Origin of the sequence: Confluentibacter citreus (genome assembly GCF_002807055.1) — a bacterium.
Taxonomy (GTDB): Bacteria; Bacteroidota; Bacteroidia; order Flavobacteriales; family Flavobacteriaceae; genus Confluentibacter; species Confluentibacter citreus.
In genome coordinates, this window is the sequence record NZ_NIXN01000001.1 from 1,228,444 (window position 1) to 1,250,552 (window position 22,109).

The 22,109-nt window shown below is 35.5% G+C and carries 13 protein-coding genes and 1 tRNA gene; 3 read left to right on the forward strand and 11 right to left on the reverse strand.

What is annotated here, in order from left to right; all coding sequences use genetic code 11:
* Positions 1 to 14: 14 nt before the first annotated feature.
* From CDH49_RS05395 to CDH49_RS05415, 5 genes are all read right to left on the reverse strand, one after another.
* Positions 15 to 464, reverse strand: a complete 450-nt coding sequence (locus tag CDH49_RS05395; RefSeq protein ID WP_100614345.1) for a sterol desaturase family protein — start codon at positions 462 to 464, stop codon at positions 15 to 17.
* Positions 465 to 478: 14 nt separating this feature from the next.
* Positions 479 to 1,318: a phytoene/squalene synthase family protein gene (locus CDH49_RS05400; protein ID WP_100614346.1), complete on the reverse strand. Its 840-nt coding sequence runs from the start codon at positions 1,316 to 1,318 to the stop codon at positions 479 to 481.
* Positions 1,319 to 1,353: 35 nt separating this feature from the next.
* The gene (locus tag CDH49_RS05405; protein ID WP_100614347.1) at positions 1,354 to 2,817 is read right to left on the reverse strand and encodes a phytoene desaturase family protein; all 1,464 of its coding nucleotides are present in this window, start codon (positions 2,815 to 2,817) and stop codon (positions 1,354 to 1,356) included.
* Positions 2,818 to 2,861: 44 nt separating this feature from the next.
* Positions 2,862 to 3,761 (reverse strand): MerR family transcriptional regulator, encoded by a 900-nt coding sequence (locus CDH49_RS05410; RefSeq protein ID WP_100614348.1) that lies wholly within the window; start codon positions 3,759 to 3,761, stop codon positions 2,862 to 2,864.
* A gap of 76 nt (positions 3,762 to 3,837) precedes the next feature.
* Positions 3,838 to 3,922, reverse strand: a tRNA-Leu gene (locus CDH49_RS05415).
* A 246-nt stretch (positions 3,923 to 4,168) separates the two neighbouring features.
* Between CDH49_RS05415 and CDH49_RS05420 the strand changes: the two genes are divergently transcribed.
* The 3 genes from CDH49_RS05420 (at position 4,169) to CDH49_RS05430 (ending at position 13,796) form a co-directional block, all read left to right on the forward strand.
* Positions 4,169 to 8,305 carry a hybrid sensor histidine kinase/response regulator transcription factor gene (locus CDH49_RS05420; RefSeq protein WP_100614349.1) on the forward strand — a complete coding sequence of 1,379 codons (4,137 nt, stop codon included), beginning with the start codon at positions 4,169 to 4,171 and terminating at the stop codon, positions 8,303 to 8,305.
* Positions 8,306 to 8,839: 534 nt separating this feature from the next.
* Positions 8,840 to 11,851 carry a SusC/RagA family TonB-linked outer membrane protein gene (locus tag CDH49_RS05425; protein ID WP_239970579.1) on the forward strand — a complete coding sequence of 1,004 codons (3,012 nt, stop codon included), beginning with the start codon at positions 8,840 to 8,842 and terminating at the stop codon, positions 11,849 to 11,851.
* Positions 11,852 to 11,861: 10 nt separating this feature from the next.
* On the forward strand, positions 11,862 to 13,796 hold the full coding sequence (locus CDH49_RS05430; protein WP_100614351.1) for a RagB/SusD family nutrient uptake outer membrane protein: 1,935 nt from the start codon (positions 11,862 to 11,864) through the stop codon (positions 13,794 to 13,796).
* 409 nt (positions 13,797 to 14,205) lie between these two features.
* Here the strand turns inward: CDH49_RS05430 and CDH49_RS05435 are convergent, their stop codons facing one another.
* From CDH49_RS05435 to CDH49_RS05460, 6 genes are all read right to left on the reverse strand, one after another.
* The gene (locus CDH49_RS05435) at positions 14,206 to 16,128 is read right to left on the reverse strand and encodes an alpha/beta hydrolase-fold protein (RefSeq protein ID WP_100614352.1); all 1,923 of its coding nucleotides are present in this window, start codon (positions 16,126 to 16,128) and stop codon (positions 14,206 to 14,208) included.
* An 84-nt stretch (positions 16,129 to 16,212) separates the two neighbouring features.
* The gene (locus CDH49_RS05440; RefSeq protein ID WP_100614353.1) at positions 16,213 to 17,313 is read right to left on the reverse strand and encodes an alpha/beta hydrolase; all 1,101 of its coding nucleotides are present in this window, start codon (positions 17,311 to 17,313) and stop codon (positions 16,213 to 16,215) included.
* A 20-nt stretch (positions 17,314 to 17,333) separates the two neighbouring features.
* On the reverse strand, positions 17,334 to 18,488 hold the full coding sequence (locus CDH49_RS05445; protein ID WP_100614354.1) for an alpha/beta hydrolase: 1,155 nt from the start codon (positions 18,486 to 18,488) through the stop codon (positions 17,334 to 17,336).
* 35 nt (positions 18,489 to 18,523) lie between these two features.
* The gene (locus tag CDH49_RS05450) at positions 18,524 to 19,657 is read right to left on the reverse strand and encodes an alpha/beta hydrolase-fold protein (protein ID WP_100614355.1); all 1,134 of its coding nucleotides are present in this window, start codon (positions 19,655 to 19,657) and stop codon (positions 18,524 to 18,526) included.
* Positions 19,658 to 19,678: 21 nt separating this feature from the next.
* Positions 19,679 to 20,827, reverse strand: a complete 1,149-nt coding sequence (locus CDH49_RS05455) for an alpha/beta hydrolase-fold protein (protein ID WP_100614356.1) — start codon at positions 20,825 to 20,827, stop codon at positions 19,679 to 19,681.
* A gap of 7 nt (positions 20,828 to 20,834) precedes the next feature.
* Complete coding sequence (locus CDH49_RS05460; protein WP_100614357.1) at positions 20,835 to 22,109, reverse strand: glycosyl hydrolase family 8; 1,275 nt, start codon at positions 22,107 to 22,109, stop codon at positions 20,835 to 20,837.

Below are 22,109 nucleotides of genomic sequence, written 5' to 3' on the forward strand. Positions count from 1 at the left end.
CTAAAGTTAAAAATCTATTTCTTGAAATATTTAAAAGGGACAAAGAGCATACCGAAGCATTCGCCATCTTCTTTCCCAATATGTTTGTGGTGCATTTTGTGGGCGCGTCTCACACCTTTTGCATACCAATTATTGGCATCTCTAAAGATTTTAAAACGCTGATGGATAAAAATATCGTGTACCATAAAATAGGACAATCCATAAGCAAATATGCCTAAACCAATGGGTAAGCCAGGCCAAAAACTGGTGTATTTCCAAAGTAAAAAGAAACCAATGCTCACCACCGCATAGAAAATAAAGAAAGCGTCGTTGCGTTCAAACCAACTATCATGATCTTTTTTGTGGTGATCTTTATGCAAACTCCATAAAAAACCGTGCATGATGTATTTATGTGTAAACCACGCCATAAACTCCATAAAGCAGTAAGTTCCTAAAAAAATAAGTATCCAGAATATGGTTTGCATTTTTGATTTTTAATTTACATTAAATTTAATTGATATTTTACATAACTCCGCATTAAAAGCTCGACTTTTTTTGGGTCTGACACCCGAATTCTGGTATTTTTAATTTGTAGTGCGGGTGTTTTTTTTAATTTTTTCAATAATTGGCTATAATATCTGTAGGCCATGAAAACGCCAAAACGAGCTTCGATAGGAAGTTTTTTAATGCCGCTTAAACCCTTTTCAAAATCAGCTTCAATATCGTTTATAATGTCTTGTTTGGAAGTTTCATCTAAGTTATTCAAATCCGTTTTCGGGAAATAACTTCTGTTCAAATCATCGAAATCTGCTTTCAAATCGCGTAAAAAATTAACCTTTTGAAATGCTGAACCTAAAGCCATAGCGGAATCTTTCAACTCATCATATTTGTCTTCATCACCATTTACGAAGACTTTTAAACACATCAAGCCAACAACATCGGCAGAGCCATAAATGTACATTTTAAATTCTTCTTCTGTTAGGTATTTCGATTTATGTAAATCCAATCGCATGCTGGCCATAAATGCATCAACCAAGGCTTTGTCAATATTATATTTATGAAAACTGTCTTGAAATGAATTCAAAATCGGATTTAAACTAATCTTGTATTTAAGAGCTAGTTCTAAATCGTTAGAAAAGTGTTCGAAGAGTTCTTTTTTATCATAATCATGAAAAGAATCAACGATTTCATCTGCAAACCGCACGAACCCATAAATGTTGTATATGTCACTTCTGATGGGTTTATACAACATTTTAGTAGCCAATGAAAACGAGGTACTGTAGGTTTTTGTTACCAACTTGCTACAGTCATAAGAAACGGTGTCGAATAATGCTTTCATTTGTTTATTGGATTGGTTTAGAGGTCATATGGAACTTAACTATTGTGTTTTAAAACTAAATCAGCTACTAATTTTCCAGAAATCAACGATGGAGGAACTCCTGGTCCTGGTACGGTTAACTGACCAGTAAAATAGAGATTTTCAACTTTTTTGCTTTTTAATTTTGGTCTCAAAAAAGCTGTTTGGGTCAATGTATTCGCCATTCCGTAGGCATTTCCTTTGTATGAATTATAATCTTTAATAAAGTCATTAATACAAAAGGACTCTTTAAATATAATATGATTTTTTATTTTTTGCGATGTTAAAGCCTCAAAACGTGTCATGATTTTTTCAAAATAGGTGTCCCTAAGTTCTGGTGTGTCTTCTATACCTGGAGCCAACGGAATTAAAAAAATACCAGCTTCTTTGCCTTCGGGTGCAACATCCTCGTCTGTTTTGCTTGGAAAGCTTGCATAAAATAATGGGTTTTCAGGCCACTTTGGATTGTCATAAATAGCTTCGGCATGAACATCAAAATCGACGTCGAAAAATAGTGTATGATGATTGACGTTGATTAATTTTTTATCAAACCCAACATAAAAAAGGAGGGAAGAAGGCGCGAATGTTTTTTTCGCCCAATAGTTTTCAGAATATTGTCTGTGATTTTTATCTAAAAGTGTTTCGGTATGATGATAATCGGCCCCGCTTACAACAATATCTGACTTGAAAGTTTCTCCGTTAGAAATAATGCCTGTCGACTTACCATTTTCAACAATGATTTTTTCGACAGAAACATTTGTTTTGATGGTTACGCCCAATTCTTTCGCTAAACTTTCTAAAGCTAGAATGACTTGATACATCCCTTTTTTTGGATGAAATGTGCCTAGTCCGAAATCGGCATAATTCATAAAACTATAAAAAGAAGGCGTGTCGCTTGGCTTGGCTCCTAAAAACAGGACAGGAAACTCTAGGATTTTAACGAGTTTGTCATTTTTAAATTCTTTTCGAACATCTTTTTTGATGTTGCTAAAAAATTGATTTAATTTTTTAATGGTAGCTGGCGTCACCAATTCTAAAGGAGAAACGCCGGGATTATAAACTAAATCTTTAATGGCGATATCATAATTGCTTTTAGCTTTCTCAATAAACGTATTCAGTTTTTTTGAGCTTCCTTTTTCTTCTTTTTCAAAGGCCAATGCTATTTTTTCTAAAGTATCTTCAATGGTAATGTAATCATCTTTTCCAAAGTAAACGCTATAGGCAGGGTTTAGTTTTTCTAAAGTATAATAGAGGGATGGTGATTTATCGAAATCAGAAAAAAAACGTTCAAAAACATCGGGCATCCAATACCAAGTAGGGCCAATATCAAAAGTAAATCCATCTTTAATCAGTTGTCGCGCACGACCACCAATAGTTTGGTTTTTCTCGAATATGGTGACATTGTAGCCATATTTGGCCAGATAACATGAGGCTGCTAAAGAAGAAAATCCGGAGCCAATAATAATAACTGATTTTTTCATATTGTTCAACAAATATACAAAAAAGTTAAACAAATATTACTTGTTTACAAATCTTTAACTAAGTTTTCTATAGAATTAAATATACTAACTTTTTTTGGAAGTAAGGTAATGTCAAAATTAGATAGTTTGGTGCCTAAAAGTAATAGCCTAGTATTGTCTTTTTTTAGAAGCAGTTCGTTAAATTTATTTATATAAATAGGGATGTCCTGAGTTTCTGGATATACCGTAAAGTAAGATATGAAGGTGACATCATCAAAAAATTCCAGTAAGTCTTTTAAGCTTTCCATGGGGACGCTTTCTCCCAAGAAGATAGTATGATACCCCTTGCTTCTCAATTTGTAATTTATAAAAAGCAATCCGATATCATGAATTTCATTGTCGGGTAAAAAAAGCACAAAAGTTTTAGAAATTGGCTTAGGTTCAAGACTTTGAAGTCTTTCAATGTTTATTAATATTTTTTGTTTTATATGAACAGATAAAAAGTGTTCATGCGCTGGTGTTATAGTGTTGGTTTGCCATAACAAGCCGATCTCATTTAATAAAGGAAGAAACACATTGTAAAATATATCACTAAAGGATTTTTTTTCAATAAGCGTATTGTATGTGTTATAAAACAGTACCTGGTCAAAATTAATCATAGCCATTTTGAAGGCGTTGATGGCGTGATTTTCTATTTTTGCCCGAGACGCAATTTCTCTAACTTTTACAGGAATTTCATCTTCTGTTAGATTTGCAATCTTGGAAATTTTTATACCATTATTGTTTAAGTACGAAATGTTTAATAGTTTTTGAAAACTGGCTAAACTGTAATTTCTAATATTTGTATCGGTTCTGTTAGGGCTCAGTAAATTATAGCGTTTTTCCCAAATTCTGATGGTATGTGCTTTGATGCCTGTTAAGTTTTCTAAATCTTTTATGCTAAAATTTATCTGTATATTGTTCATTGATACTTTGTAAAAGTTGAACAATATTACTTAAAATATAATTAAGATAAAAATTTTGATATTTGAATTTTGAATGTGCGCACGAGAAGACTCGAACTTCCACATCCTAAACGGATACTAGCCCCTCAAGCTAGCGCGTCTACCAATTCCGCCACGTGCGCATTAAGAATGTGGCAAAAATAGAAAAAGTTAATTAATTAGGCTTGGTTTTTTATTATTACCTCAAAGACTATGATTAACTACTATAAATATGACTTTTCTCAAAAGTTAAAATGGGGTAAATTATCTATATTTATGGTATATTGCAACATTAAAAAACATCATTTTAATGTGTGCTATTTGGACATCCTTAATAATAGGAAAAAGGTCCACCTAATCCCGTTAAAAGTTAGGATTACAATAACAATATGATTTCAAAATTTAATATAAGGTTCTTAGTATTCAAATTGGGAATGTTGGCTTTCATGTTTTCTTGGCCACCTGTCCAATCACAATCCCAGCTTACATCATTTATGCCTGTTGCACCAGAAGAATTGTCGAATTCCTTCGTTAGATGTTTCCTTAAAGACAGCAAGGGGTATATGTGGTTTGGTACAAACGATGGATTAATACGTTACGATGGAATCAATACCTATCGTTATGTGCATAACCCTATAGACAATAAAACCATAACCAATAATAGTATAAATGCCATTATAGAGGATTCTAATCATAAACTGTGGATAGGAACGGGTCAAGGGCTCAGTAATTATAACAGAGAAACTGATAATTTCACAAATGTTGATTCAATCCCTGGTAACAAAAACCACTTAAATAACGTTTATATTACAGCGTTGTCATTTGATGATCAAGGCAAGCTGTGGATAGGTACGCATGGAGGTGGAGTTAATATTTACGATATATCCAGTTTAACCTTTTCTTATCTCAGCGGAATCAATACGCATAGTAGTCCCTTGGCTAAAGATTATATTTCTAAATTACTACTTATTGATAATAACATGTGGTGTGGCACTAAGGGAGGTCTTAAAGTTTTTAATACAACTACTACAAAGCCCGCATCCTTAAAATTTACAGGTGAAGGCTTGCCAATGGACGAAATTTCCGAATTGATTATAGATGATTTTGATACCATTTTATTTTCAACTTCAAATGGTGAAATAACTAAAGTAATATATAAAGATGGCTATTATTCATTTAAAAACATCGTTTCGAAGTATTCTAAAAATGGTTTAGGTGTAAGTGGTATTTTAGCATTAGCAGCTGATAGTAAAGGTAACCTCTGGATAGGAGGAGAAAATTCTAAACTAATTTATTTTGATATCAAAAATAACAAATTAACCTATTTTGGTAATGAAAGTGGAAATCCTAAAAAATTGCCTACCAACTCGATACGATCTGTTTATATAGACGATGATGGACTAACTTGGATTGGAACGTTTAACAAAGGCGTTTATTTAATTGATAACAATGCTGGTAAATTTGATTCTTATCAATTAGGAGATTTTAAGGCAAGTGAGCTTGAAGGTAAGGACATTAGGGAATTTGTTGAGGATAAAAAAGGAGATATATGGATTGCATGTGATGGTATCGGGCTTATTAGATTGGATTCAGAAACTAATGAGTTAAAACGCTGTGATGAGATTAATAGGCAGCTCGATACTAAATTTATTACTGCAATGACTTTTGACCGCCAAGGTAATATTTGGGTAGCCTCATGGGCTGATGGTGTTTATAAAATTAATCTAAGCACTAATAGAGCTGTTAAGTATATGTTGCAGTCGGGAGGGTTTGGTGACAATAAGGCCTTTTTTTTATATCTAGATAAAAAGGGGACCATTTGGGCTGGAAGTAATGGAAGTGGGTTGTTTTATTTTGATGAAAAAAGACAACGCTTTGTTATTCTTTACGAAGAAAATAAGCCTAATTACATTTCAAAAACCTCATATGTGAGTTCCATGGTAGAGGATTATGAGGGAGGTTTATGGATAGGTACCATGTATGGTTTGTACAAGCTAACAAGAAATGAGGATGGGTTGTTTAACTACCAATTGTATAGACAAGATATAGCGCATGGTGGTTTTAGTAGTAATAATATTCAGGATATTTATCAAGATGCTCATGAGAATTTATGGTTTGGAACTACCGATAATGGTATCGTTTTAAAGCCAAGGCAAAGCAATGAATTCAAAACCTTTCAAAAAAAAGACGGGTTATCAAGTAACACCATCAGATCGATTTTGATGGATTCCGTTGGTAATATTTGGATTAGTGGAAATAAAGGCTTGTCTAAATTGGATCTTAGCACTAATACGTTTACAAATTATGATAAATTAGATGGTTTAGCATCAAACAATTTTAATAATAGTGCAAGTATTACCACTAGTAAAGGTAAATTGTTCTTTGGAAGCAATAACGGGTTCAATACTTTTTATCCCGATAGTATTCAAAGTCATTCTGGAACGCCAATAGTATATTTAACGGATTTAAAAATTAACAATCAGTCCATGGCGATTTCTGGCTCTGGATCACCTTTAAATAAGCATATAAGTCTTACTTCCAATATAGAGCTAAGTTATGATCAACGGTCCTTTACTATCGATTTTGTTGCTATTAATTATGGTAAAAAAGCTCCTTATGAATACTGCTATATGTTGGAAGGTTTCGATAAAAGTTGGAATTGTATAGGCTCTGGCCATTCAGCTACTTACACAAATATAGATCCAGGTGACTATGTGTTTTTGGTTAACGCATCTAATTCCGATGGAACTTGGGCCAATACTTCTGAGCGATTACATATTACCATAAAGCAAATATGGTGGAAAACTTGGTGGGCCATCCTTATATATGTCATTTTTATTGCGTCTGTTGTTTATTTCCTGTCAAGGATTCGTATGGAGCGCATCCGTATGAAAAACCAATTGGTTATGGAGCGTTTAGCTCGCGAACAAGAGCATCAGCTAAGTGAATCTAAAACGCAATTTTTTACCAATATTTCCCATGAATTTAGAACCCCTTTAAGTCTTATTGCCATGCCTTTGGAAAGCTTAAGCGCCATGGAGGAATTGCCGTTTAGTGTGAAGGAAAGAATAGGAGCCATTCAAGCTAGTTCAAACAAAATGTTACGTTTGGTCAATGAATTGATGGATTTTAATAAGCTAGAAAATACCAAATTAAAACTTCAGGTGCAACAAGGCGAGTTGGTTAGGTTTATTACGGATATTGCAGATTCTTTTAATGACATTTCCAAAAAAAGAAATATCCATTTTGGTATCCACAGTATGGTTGGGGCGCTTCATGGGTGGTTCGATCATGACAAATTAGACAAGATACTGGTAAACATACTTTCAAATGCTTTTAAGTTTACTTCAGACAAGGGTCAAATTAACATCATCATCAATTCCAAAGAAGCCATCGTTGGCGACCAACAGGTAAAGTCACGTTGCCTAGAGCTTAGTATTCTGGACAATGGTATAGGTATACCAGAAAATGAATTGCCTTTTATTTTTGATAAATTTTACCAGGCTACATCTTCACCGTCAATAGCTAATTCTGGCACTGGTATTGGTCTTTCTTTAACAAAAGGACTTGTAGAGTTGCATCATGGACATATAAAAGTAGAAAGTAAACCTAATCACGAAACGTTATTTGTAATAGTGATTCCTATTGATAAAGAAATTTATTCTGATGATAATGTTTGTGAAATTTCAGAGTGCATAGATACTGTTCCAGAATCCATGAATCATATAGAAACCATTAATTATGATTTAGATGACGAAGAAAGCAATGACAAACCTCAAATACTTATTGTTGAGGACAACGATGAGTTGAGAAAATATTTAGCACTAGAGTTAAGGCATCAGTTCCATGTTATGGAGGCTAAAAATGGACAGGAAGGATTAGAAGTGGCTTTAGAAACAAGTCCCGATTTAATAATTAGTGATATTTTAATGCCCATTAAAAACGGCATTGATCTTTGTAAAGACATAAAAACAAACTTAAAAACCAGTCACATCCCTTTTATTCTTTTAACAGCAAGAACAACAGTTGATGATCAGATTACAGGAATCGAGACAGGGGCCGATGTTTATATAACCAAGCCTTTTAGTATTCGTTTTTTAATTGTGCAAGTAAACCAAATTATTGAATCCCGTCAAAAATTGTATTCCCAGTTTAGTAAGGATGTTTATTTGCTGCCAAATAAAGTGGCACAGAACGAAATTGATCAAGAATTTCTTCAAAGAGCTATTGACTACATTATAGAGAATATACAAAATCCCCAATTAGGAGTTAATTCTATCGCAGAACTTTTTAATTTAAGTCGTATGCAAGTCTACAGAAAGATTAAGGCTCTTACCGGTAAATCTGTTGTCAATTTTATAAGAATGGTGAGGATTAAACAAGCCTTGAAACTTATGGATACCCAAAAATATGCATTGGCGGAAATAGCATATCTAACAGGCTTCAATTCCGCTTCCTATTTCACTACTTCTTTTAAAGAGGAATATGGAAAAGCACCCTCAGAATATTTGGAGCAAAATATTTAAACAAAACGCTTCCTTAACGGTTTGTTTTAATTTACTTAACTGAGTGATTATTTAAAATAAACAATCATTTTCTCAATGGATTTTACTGCCAAAATCCAACGCCATCTTGTTTTTAATAAAAAGGATATATTATTAATCGTAATAATGTATTAATAAATAGCTTATTATATTAAATCATCATCAGTGTTTTAAATTTTAAAGAGAATGTTCATTTATTGATAACCCAAATCAATGTTAAATGTGATATTTGGTAGTCTGTGTTTCAGAATTTATTTTTCTTGTAAAGACTGTCACAGTAACGGGTTATTAAGGGAGTTTGTTAAAAACAATTGTATTAAAAAGTGCTTCTAAATTCTTAATACTACAATTTTTTCTGGCTTTCAAGATGCTCACAATAGAATATTAAATTTTAACTAAACTTTATTAACATTAACTAATTTTAATTTTATGCAAAATGTAATTTTACTATTTTACTCAAGGAGAAGTCGTCCATGGTTTCTCAAAATTATTTGTTCAACAATCCTATTTTTCTCTATGGTTGTTAACGCCAATGCACAAAAAACCGTTAGTGGTACGGTAACCGATGAGGCAGGTGTGCCTATGCTTGGTGTAAATGTGGTTCTGAAGGGTACCAGTACTGGTACCAATACAGATTTTGATGGGAACTATTCCCTAAGTGTTTCTGGCAGTAATGCTGTATTAGTGTTTTCTTACTTAGGTTATGTAACCAAAGAAATTACTGTAGGAGCACAATCTGTTATTAGTGTTACCTTAGATCCAGATGTGTCAGCGCTTAGCGAAGTAGTTGTTATTGGTTATGGTACTCAAAGAAGAGAGTCTGTAACAGGTTCTGTGGTGTCCATTAAAGGGGAAACTTTAAACGAAGTACAGTCATCTAACTTTGCGCAAGCTTTACAAGGTCGTGCTGCTGGTGTTGATATTTCAACAACTGGAACAAGACCGGGTGCAAATCCAGTGATTAGAATTCGTGGTGTTCGTTCTTTATCAGGAAGTAACGACCCATTAATTGTATTGAACGGTATTCCGTTTTTTGGAGGCTTGAATGATATCAATCCTAATGATATTGAAAGTTTGGAGATTTTGAAGGATGCTTCTGCTACAGCTATTTATGGTTCTAGAGGTGCCAATGGGGTTATATTAATCTCAACCAAAAGCGGTAAAAAAGGACAAAAAGCGAAATTCAGTTATAACACGTATTACATGACTAAAGAGGTGTTTGCTAAGTTTCCTATGATGAATGGGCCAGAATTTGTGGCACTTAGAGCAGCTGCTGGTATTTATACAAATGGTGTAGACGAGTTTGATAACGTCGATACAGATTGGCAAGATTTAATTTATGGAACTGGGCTTCAAACAAGTCATGATATTAGTGTAACTGGTGGTGGAGAGAATGGCTCATACAATATAGGTTTGGGTTATTTTAAAGATACGTCTATTACACCTGGTGAAGATTTGCAAAGGTTTTCTTTGCGCGCACAAGTAGATCAACAATTAGGTGCCTTTCGTTTTGGTTTAAACTCGGTGAATAACTTTAATTTACAAAATGCTGCAGGTGTTGGCCTATATGGTAGCTTAAGTGCAACACCAATTTTAGACCCATACAATGCAGATGGCTCATTAAAGCGAGTGGTTAGTATGCCATTGGATAATTTTGTGTCAATGACAAGAGATGTTGTAAATGGTCTTGGTGATTCTAGGATAGACTTGCAAAAAGATTTTGGTACCTATAATAACCTTTATGGTGAGGTAAGTATTCCAGGGGTTGAAGGTCTGAAGTACCGTATGAACCTAGGTTTAAATATGCGTATGAGTAGAGATGGAAATTTTACTGGTAGAGGTGTATTGAATGAAAACTTAGCTAATCCATCAACTGCAAGAGTTAGCAGTGGTATTACAACAGATTATGTTATTGAGAACTTATTAACCTATGATAGAACCTTTGCAGATAAACACACAGTAAATTTTGTAGGGTTGTTCTCTGCTCAAGAGGGTAGATGGGACGATACCTTTTTACAGGTTAGAAATCTGCCTAATGAACAATTCCAATTCTATAACCTAGGGTCAGTACTTCAAGAAGATATTACTGGTTACGGAGGTGGCTATGGAGCAGCTGGTTTATTATCCTATATGGGTAGAGCCATGTACCAATATGATAACCGTTATATGATTACTGCTACTTTACGTTCTGATGCATCTTCTAGATTGGCGCCAGGCAAACAGTGGGTAACTTATCCTGCCATATCGTTAGGTTGGAATATCCATAACGAATCATTTATGGAAAATGTTGGATTTGTTGACCAATTGAAATTACGTGCAGGTTATGGTGAGACATCTAACCAAGCCATAGGGACATATGCTACACTAGGACGATTGGGAACAAGAGACTATAATTTTGGTAATACGTTTGCAACTGGTTTCTTTGTAACAGAACTCCCTAATCCCGTTCTTGGATGGGAATTCTCTGAAACGTATAACTACGCTTTAGAATTTGGTTTATTTAATAATCGTTTATCTGGTACCGTTGAATACTACATTACAAAAACCAACGATTTATTATACCGTTTAGGCTTACCACCAACATCTGGGGTAGGTTCTTATGTTGCCAATATTGGTAAAACAGAAAATAAAGGTTTAGAACTTGCCTTAAATGCTACCATTATAGATAATCCAGATGGTTTCACTTGGGACATGGGTATCAACCTTTATACAAATCAAAATAAAATTACAGCATTAGCTTCGGGTGAAACTGAGAATGTAGGTAATTTATGGTTTGTAGGTCAGCCAATTAATGTTATTTTTGACTATGAGAAAGTAGGGCTTTGGAACCAAACAGATGCAGATTACCAATATTTAAATCAATATGAGCCAGGAGGTAATGAAGGGATGATTAAAGTGAGATATACTGGTGATTTTAACCCTGATGGATCTCCAACAAGACAAATTAATGCTGAAGATAGGATCGTACAGGATCCAACGCCAGATTTTCAAGGTGGTTTTAATACCCGTTTAGCTTACAAAAATTTCGATTTAAGTATGGTGGGTACATTTAAAAGCGGTGGTACTGTTATCAGTACATTATATGGAGCTCAAGGGTATCTTAACTTGATGACTGGAAGAAGAAATAATGTACAAGTTGATTATTGGACACCAACCAACACAGATGCTAAATATCCTAAACCAGGTGGTATCCAAAGTGGTGATAATCCAAAATATGGAACTACTTTAGGCTATTTTGATGGGTCTTTTCTAAAAGTGCGTACCATTACTTTAGGTTACAATTTTGACCGAAACGTTCTTGGAAACATTGGTGTTGAAAGACTTCGCCTTTATGCAACTGTTCAAAATCCATTTGTACTATTTTCTCCTTTCTATGATGAATCTGGTATGGATCCAGAAACCAATTCATTAGGGGGTCAAAATTCTGCTACAGGTTCAGGAGGTGCTTTTTCTGGTGGAATTGCTACCATCGGCGCTAACCTACCTACCACACGTAACTACATGATAGGGTTAAACTTAACATTCTAAAAAAATTATTATGAAAAGATTTAAAATTAAACTAATAACAATAACAATGCTCGCTTTGACATTGCTTATTGGTTCTTGTACGAAAGACATCCTGGTGGAAAATCCTAGGAGTGTTTATACACCCGAATTTTTTAAGACGGAATTAGGTGTACAGGGAGGATTAACAGCATTGTATTCCAATTTGAGGTATATTTATGGACAAGCATACTATTATAATTCTCTAGAAACTGGAACAGATGAGTACACATGGGGACAAAGTGCCGATGGTAACTTTAGGGACATGGACATGTCTGGAGTAGGATCCATTATTTCAACAAGTTTCCCTACCAGTATTCCATGGAATAGCAGTTTTCCTTTCATTAATACAGCAAGTGGTATTATTGAAAATGCCGCTGAGGTGGGTCTTTCAGATGCTCTAATTTCTGAAGCAAAGTTTTTCAGAGGTTTTTATTACTTCTTATTGGTGCAAACCTATGGTGGTGTGCCATTAGATTTGGGAGCAGGTGAATTAAAATTTAATACATCAACTTCTAGAACCTCAGTACGTAATACAGTGCCTGAAGTGTATACAAAGGCTATTTTTCCAGATTTGTTGGCTGCAGTAAACGATTTGCCAGATAATCCTCGTTTAACAGGTACCTTAACTAAATCAGCTGCTCGTTTATATTTGTCTAAAGCTTATTTAACGTACGCATGGTGGTTGCAAAACCCAAATAACATTCCAACCTATCCTGAGACGCCTAGAACAGATCCTGATGGACATGATGCCGCTTGGTATTTTCAGCAAGCGTATGATGTTGCAGCGGCAGGTATAGACAATCCTGGCCCTTTTGGTTTGGAAAGTACATTTTACAATGCACATGTTGGATCAAATGATAGGAATAAAGAAATGGTATTGTTTGCAGACCATACTGAATTCAGTGAAAAATACAATGGGGCTAGCTTAACGTTTAGTGGTGCAGGTGGTGCAGACAATGCTGCTGTTTGGATGGTAACTTGGAACTATACTGAGATTAGAAGTTCAGGTGCAAGTACAGTTCAACGTGAAGCGTCCCAAGATTTAGGACGCCCTTGGACTCGTATGGCGCCAACTATTAATGTGTTTGAAGAAACATTTGCTGATAAGGAATTGGATTCTCGTTATGATGGGACTTTCGTAACAGTTTACCGTGGTAACTGGGATAAAGCAAATAATTCTACACCAACCTATAACAATGCCAATGGACTTCCTGTAGCACCTGGTGATGCTATATTAACATTCTTAGATGTAGAGAATCCTGCGGTTGTGTATCCTAGTGGTTCTGGGCCTAGCAATGTTGGTGGTGGTACCCTACCAGGAAGAGCAGATTGGGTTATCAATCCAAGTGGCATTAGCCGAGTAGTATATCCTGGTTTCTGGAAATTAGGTACTTATCGTACCGATAATGCAGGTGGATTGGGACAACCTAATGCGGCTACTACACGTCCATATAATATTGGTAAGTTCTCGGAATTTTATTTTATAGCTGCTGAAGCCGCTGTAAAAGGCGCCACACCACAAGGTGGTAAAAGTGCAAGGGAGTTAATCAATGTGATTCGTGCACGTGCAGGAAAATGGAGTTTTGACCGTGGTGCTAATACTGTTAGAATTGAGGATAACAGCGCTCTTTTAACTGCTGCTACACCAGCTGTGATTGATATTGACTATATTTTAGCTGAACGTTCTCGCGAATATTTTGGTGAAGGTTATAGATGGTTGGATTTAGTTCGTACCCAAAAATGGGGTGAATATGCTGCATCATATAAAATTGCAGGAACGACTAAAGGTGATCACAATGCTGTAACGGTTAATCGTACCATTTTACCTTATCACTATTTGCGCCCTATTCCACAAGGACAGATAGATTCAATGGAAGGAACTGCGGCTGAAAAAGAGGAATACCAAAATCCTGGTTATAGGCCATAATTAGAAATTAACATTGTATATTAAATATAATTGGGGCTACACTTTTGGGTAGCTCCAATTTTTTTTAATCTATCTGAAAGTTAAATATTAAAAAGATTAGGAATGCAACATGAATTTTATACTTTTTGTTAAATATTAATAAATATTAATCTTATTATTTCAATATTTATCATTAAATATTAAATGGAGGTAATATTTACTATTGGATATTTTAACTATGTTTTTGTTTAACCAAAGATAACTGTATTATAAATATGTCATGTTTTATATCACGGGCCCCACTTGGACAAAACAACAAGTGGAGTATCAAGAAGAATAATCTTAGTATAAATAATTCCATAAAAAAATGCCTTGACACACTGTCAAGGCATTTTTTTTATACTAAAATCTATCATCTATTTTCTAATATCTACTTAAACAAGAGCTGACTAAACATAAATATATCATGTCGCCATACAGGCCAAGCATGACCTCCGGGATATTCACTGTATTTATAATGAATGCCCATCTCATCAAACTTTTTTATCATGATTTCACAATTATCATGAGCGATGTCTTCTTCGCCTCCCATAGAAATCCAGAATTCCTTTAAATTGTTATTAATTGTAGATACATTGGTTTTCATAAATTCATATTGCGGAGCAGACAATTCGGTATTATTAGCCCACCAACCGGAACTAAAAACACCTAAATAAGCAAACATATCGGTGTTTTGAATACCAGCGTATAATGTTTGTAAACCACCCATGGAAAGTCCCGCTAACGCTCTATTTTGAACATCGGTTTTTACTCGGTAATTGCTTTCAATAAAAGGAATGGCTCCTCTTTTTAGTTCATTCTCAAATGCTTTCAAAGAATTTTCACCAAACCCAGCCATACCGCCGCCGCCAACATTGCCATCAATCATGGCGATTACCATAGAATTCGCTTTTCCTTCAGCAATCAAATTATCTAAAATGAGATTGGTCTTCCCTTGTGTAGCCCAGCCGCGTTGGTCTTCACCACCACCATGTAATAAATATAAAACAGGATATTTTTCGGTCGATGTATCATATCCGGGCGGTGTATAAATGTACATTTCACGCCAAGAATTGGTGCCTCTAGAAAAATATTTTTTAATACGGATATCTCCATGAGGTATATTGTTAAGGGCATAAATATCTTGGTCTTTGTGTGGTATTTCAATGCCACTAGCCATACGGCTCATCCCGTAGAATGTTTCACTAGCAGGATCGGCAACAGCAACACCATCAATGATTAAGGAGTAATAATTGAAACCAGGATTCACGACATCTGTGGTGACATTCCAAAAGCCTTCAGCATCTTTAACCATATCGTATTTTTTCCCTAAATCAATCTGTACTTTTTGAGCATCAGCCGCTTTTAATTTAAAAATCACGCGGTTATCAGGTAATACTTGGGGGTATTCAGCATTACGCATGTTAGTTTCTGGCTTAGTTCCCAAAACGGTATATTGAGTAAATGTAGATGGATCTACTTGTTTGAACAGAAATTGAGAAAACATATAAAGCCCATTCTTCCAAACTTTAAAATCGTGTACACCAGGTTCTATGTAGTAGATATGCGGTACATCATTTTTGAACAAATAGTCATGGGTACGTTTGCTATTGGTAATCAGACCGTCTTTATCCCCACATGAAATCCATAACACTTTTAGTTTTTTAATGGCTTCTTCGGGATTTGGCAACAATTCTTGAGGTTGTTTGGTATTTGGTGCCGATGAAAATCCCCCTACATAAGCAAAGGTGTCTAAATTACCCAAACCAAAATTTAAAGATTGTCCCCCACCCATAGATAAACCTGCAATGGCACGGTTTTCTCTATCGGTAAGTGCTGGATAATTTTTTTCGATATACGGTATTAAATCATGCAACAAATCTCTTTCAAAAGTAGCAAATGCTTGTACTTTATCTGGAGCCATAATATTGCCTTTATTGCTATCGTCTTTCATCGCTCTACCGTTTGGCATCACCACAATCATAGGTTCTATTTTGCCTTGAGCATATAAATTATCTAAAATAACTTGTGGTGTGCCACCATTTAGCCATTCGTTTTCATCGCCTCCAATGCCATGTAGCAGATACAAAACGGGATATTTTTTGGATTTTGTATATCCTGGAGGTGTATACACTAATGCCTTTCGGGTAGTTCCAACGGTTTTAGATTTGTAATTTATATACTTTAATTTCCCTTTAGCAATATTGGGGTTTACGACATCAAAACCTTTTGGGGCTTCCTTTTCAATATTTTGAGCCATTAAAGAGGTGTTTATAACAACCAAGCTAATGACCGATAAGATGATTTTTTTCATTTTTATAGGTATTTTCTAACTATGATAAACCCATTGCACAGAATGTGTACAATGGGTTTTTATAATTGGTGTAGTTAAATAGTATTATTTAAAAAGAAGTGGTGCTAATTCGCGTAAGCTTCTTCTCCATGTTTGAAATTCATGGGCTGTACCTTCAGAAACATAAGAAACGGCATTAAATCCTGCTTCTTTAAGTGCAACAACTGCAGCTTTAACAGGATCAGGGCGCTCTTTACTTCCTGTGCTAATAAATAAAAGTTTAATTTTATCTTTATTAGCTTTAACATCATCAACAGAATAGGTGCCCCCACTTAAAAGTGCATAATGTGAGAACACATCAGGATTTCCTAAAGTAATCGTTTTGGTTTCCATCGCCCCCATCGAAAGTCCGCCCATAGCACGGTTAGGTTGATCTGCAAGGGTTCGGAATTTTGAATCTACATAAGGAATCAATTCATTGATTAAAACTGTTTGGAAAGGTTCAATTTTGAAATCTCTCATACCGCCCATTCTAACTTCATTTGTCATTCCGTATGTCATAACAATAATGAAAGGTTTTGTTTTTCCTTCTGCTATTAGATTATCCATGATTAAGTTAGCATGGCCCTGATTGCTCCAAGCAGTTTCATCTTCACCCCATCCATGTTGTAAATAAAGTACAGGATAACGTTGTGTATTGGTTTCATACCCTGGAGGTGTGTAAACGAAAGCGCGTCTTGAAGTTTTAGTACTTGGTGAAGGGAATAGGATTTGATGAACATGACCATGAGGCACATCTTTTAAAGCATAAAAATCTTGATCGTGGGCTGGAATTTCAATACCACTTTCCCAACGGATAGATCCATAATAATTTAAAGCACCTGGATCGTTAAATTTGCCTCCATCGATATTAAGGTTATAATAGTGGAAACCTTCATCCATGGGGCCAGCGGTTGTACCCATCCATGAACCATCTGCTGCTTTTTGTAATTTGGTTCCACCTTGACCGCCTAAGCCCAGACTCACTCTAACGCTATCAGCAGCTGGAGCTATAATTTTAAAACGGGCATAACCTTGGGAATTAACCATTGGATATTCTTGTCCGGGTTGATTCTTCGTCGAGGGTTTAAAATCTTCTTTAATTTCTTGTGCTTGTACTAAAAATAGCGAACAAGACAAAAAGAGTGATAATACTAAGTGTTTCATAATGTTTGTTTTAATTGTTTTTATTTGAATATTAATTGTGCAAATTCTTTAAGGCTGCGTCTCCAACTTTGCCATTCATGGGCAGTTTGTGGAGATACATAAAAATGTGTATTCATGCCTGCTTTTTTAAGGTCTTCGGTAGTTGTTTTAGGGTTGGCGCTACCTTCTCTTGGGTTTTCAAGTTCACGACTGCCATAACTGATAAATAGTAATTTGACTTTATCTTTAAAATTAGGGGATTTGCTAATATCTTCTGTACTGATGCTTCCTCCACTAAACATACCTACATGTGAGAATACCTCTGGATTAGCTAAGGTAATGATGCGCGTTTGCATACCACCCATAGATAATCCTGCCATGGCTCTGTTTTGTTGATTTGCTAACGTGCGATAGTTTGCATCAATCATAGGAACAATATCATTTAAGAGCGTATTTTTGAATCCATCAGCCCAACCTTCAGGAAGACCTGGTCGACCACCTTGAGCGCCTTGAGGAGCGCTTTGAGCAGGTCTCGCCCAAGTGCCATTGTCCATCACAATGATAAAAGGATTGGCTTTCCCTTCAGCAATTAAGTTATCCATGATAAGGTTAGCATGACCTTGGCTTGACCAACCAGTTTCGTTTTCACCGCCACCATGTTGTAAGTATAAAACAGGATATTTTTTGTCATTAGTATTGTATCCGGGTGGTGTATATACAAAACAACGGCGCATACTATTTGAGGTTTTAGAGAAATAAGTAACCTCACGCACTTCGCCATGTGGTACATTTTTTAATGCATAGAAATCTTGGTCTTTTGCTGGGACTTCAATACCGCTGCTCCAACGGCTTGCACCATAAAAGTATAAACTACCTGGATCTGGCACGGAAGCACCATCAATGTTTAATTGGTAATAATGAAAGCCTTCATCTTGTGGTGCCGATTCACCAGTCCATACGCCTTTGTCATCTTTTACCAGATCATATTTAACGGCGCCAATGTCCAATTGTACTTTTTTAGCTTCAGGAGCTGAAATTTGTACACGCACACGTCCTTCAGAATTTACTTGTGGATATTCCTTCCCTTGTTGGGTGGTTTCGGTTTTTTTGAAATCTTCTACTACAGTGGTTTGCGCAAAGCAAATACTGCTTGTTAATACAGTAGAAAAAATAATTGCTAAAGATTTGTACTTCATTTTTATTATGTTTTAGTTTAGTTTAGAAATTTTAATTAATCTTGAAAAAGCAGTTGTGCAAAGCCATACAAACTTTTTCTCCAAGTTTGGAATTCGTGAGCCGTACCCGGAGCTTCATAATAAACATGTTTTACACCTGCTTTTTCTAATTCTTCATGAGTGCTTCTGCCAGCACGAGCGCCTTCTTTAGAACCCATGGTTACATAGAATAACTTTACTTGTTTTTCAAATTCACTTGGGGTTTTAAGCAATCCGTTATAGCCCGTTTCAACACCTGGAAAACCAAATGGCGCACTAAAAATGCCTATTGAAGAGAATTTATCAAGGTTAGCTTGGGAAATTTGATACGTTTGAGTGCCTCCTAAAGATAAACCAGCAATAGCACGATTTAATCGATCGCTTTTTGTACGGTAATTGGCATCAATATTAGGGATAAGATCTTTAATCATGATATCTTCAAAACCATCCCAGAAATTTTTATCCTGAGGTCTTTTCGGACTATTAAAAGCTTGTGCGATGCCACCATCTTCCATAACAATAATCATGGGTTTGGCTTTGCCTTCAGCAATAAGATTGTCTAGAATAAAATTGGTAAGACCTTGATTAGCCCATGCGCGACGGTCTTCACCCATACCATGTTGCAAGTATAAAACAGGATAACGTTCAGTTGAATTTTTATCATATCCCGGTGGTGTGTAAACATAAGCAAGACGTGTTTCTCCAGTAGAATTGGCCACATACCAATGAGATTCTATCTTGCCATGAGGTACATTTTTAATGTTGTAAAAATCAACACCTTCTTCTGGTACTTCAATACCGCTTGCCATACGACTCATACCATAGAAGGTTTCACTAAAAGGATCGTTCACATTAACACCATTGATTTTCAAAGTGTAATAATGAAATCCTGGGTCAAGTGGTTTTGTAACGCCTGTCCAAACACCCTTCGCATCTTTAGTTAAATTAACATTTCCTAAGCTGACAGAAATACTATCGGCTGCAGGTGCTTCAATTCTAAAATAGGCTTTTCTTTCGCTATCAATTCTTGGGTATTGTGCACCAGCAATATTGCTTGAAGCTGGTTTTGTGCCTTCTGGAAATGTGTTTTCTTGTGCATAAGAATTTATGAGCGCAAAAAAAGATAATATAAGTAATGCTGTTTTTTTCATTTAGTTGTTTATGTTTTATTGTTATTTAAAGAGTAATTGAGCAAATTGATGCAATGATCTACGCCAAGTCAGCCACTCGTGAGCCGTGCCAGGAGATTCATAGTAAATGTGTTTTATGCCTGCTTTTTCAAATTCCTTATGAACACTGTTTACGTTTTGATACATACCAGCTGGTTCATCTGTTCCTATACTGATGTAAACCAATTTAGCTTTTTCATTGAACGTTTTTGCATCTGCATATACACCATTGTATAAATTTTCGATAGTGCTTCCCGGAGCTCTCATTAATGCTGAACCACTAAAACCCCCTATGTAAGCAAATTTGTCTAGGTTATGCATGGTTGTGTGAAAGGTCTGGAAACCACCTAAAGAAAGTCCAGCCATAGCTCTGTGGTCTCTATCTGCAATAATCCTAAAGTCTTTTTCAACCATAGGTATGATTTCATCAATAAATACCTTTTCAAGTGTTTCAAAATTAAAACCACCTCCAGGTCTTTGGCCTTCTACAGGTTGTGCATTTGGGTCGGTTGCAGCACCTTTATCCATAACAATGATCATCGGGTCTGCTTTACCTTCAGCAATTAAATTATCTAAAATAAAATTAACGTTGCCTTGTTGTGTCCATCCTGTTTCATCTTCACCCCCTCCATGCAATAAGTATAGCACAGGATATTTTTTACTTAAATTGGTATCGTAGCCAGGCGGTGTGTAAACAAAAGCCCTTCTCCAATCTTGGGTAATTTTTGAATAATAATATTTTATTCTAATATCACCGTGAGGCACATCTTTTGGAAGGTAATAATCCACATTCTTTTCTGGAATTTCAATACCACTTGCCCAACGGCTCATTCCAAAATAGGTGTTGCTATTTGGGTCGGTTGTTGCAACACCATCGGCAATTAATGAATAATAATGAAAACCTTCAACAATGGGATCGGTTGTTACCGTCCAAATGCCTTTATCATTTTTCACCATGTCATATTTTTTACCCAAGTCTATCTGCAAACTTTTAGCATCTGGCGCATTCACTTGAAAAATGACTCTGTTATCTGGTAAAATTTTCGGGTATTCTCTTCCATCAACATTCGTTGAAGCAGGCATGCCATTATCTTGTGCGTTGCTTTCAAAAAAGGTTATAAAAATTATGAATATTAAAAGGAATTTCTTCATTTGATATTTAATTAGGTGTAATAATTTGATAGTTACCACTTAAATGCATTAAGCTAAAAAGATATAATATGCCATCATAATAAGGATCGAAATAACCATCTTCATAAGGCTCAAGTTTAGCATCCCAAATCGCATGAACAAAATCCATACTGCCTTTTTCCTTGTTCATAAATGCGGTTGTGGCGGCTGTAGAAACCAAACCAATGGAATGCCTTAATGTAGCAACATCACCAGCCTTAAGTATAAATTCTGGACGAGAGCCATCTAAATTAAATTGGTCTTCGTAAGTATCCATTCCTTTAGATCTTAGGAAATTTTGAAAGCGTTTCGCATAGCCTTCTTGCCATTCTTTGTCTTTGCCAAACCACACATAATCCATGGCGATATTCATGGGAACACGCCAAGAATCGTAACGAAATCCTGCAGGCATCCAACGAGTAGGGTGGGGTTCGCCGCTAAACTCAGTATAATCGGAATTTAGACCAGTGACTGGATGTGTGGCTCTGTGTAAAAAGACACGGGATGTATCCGCACAAGCTTTATAAAACTCTTCGTGCCCATCTTTGGCATATACAGTCCATATTTCGTAAAATGCTGGTAAATGATAGGAAGGGTCTGTCCAATTATAATTATTGCCCTCTGGAACGAAGGTTATTTGTTTGTGTTCAGTATTAATAAGGTTGTAAATATTTCCCGTTCCATCTTTTTCCCACATAGAATCCAATATGAATCTAGCTTCTTTATAGTAATCAATACCTGTATTATTTCCCCATTTGTTGGCTGCAAATAATAAGCTGGTGATGTAATATAGTTCACCATCAGATGCTGAGCCTGGCGAATTATGTTTCATCGTTACTGGGTTAAGGCTCCATGCGAAATAGCCTTTTCTAGGACCCGTTTGGTGCTGTAAATATGTTTTTGAAAATCTCCAAATTTTATCAAAAACTTCTTTTTTATCCAACTGAACAGCGATCATCATGCCATAAGACATGCCTTCTGTTCTGGCATCTTTGTTTTTGACATCGGATACATACGCCATGGAATCGCCAACTTCAAAGTAAACACGATTAGGACCTTCAAAAATATCGTAATATGCTTTTGAAAGTTTTTTATCAATGTCAGCTTTTTTGTAACCAGCTTCTTTGAATAAGTTTCGGTATTTCACATTTTTAAAACTTTCATTGTTTTGACCTGTAACTAGATAAGAACTGAATGTTACTAGTAAAACTATTAATAAACTACTTTTTTTAAATATGCTGATGTTATTAGATATGTATTTCAT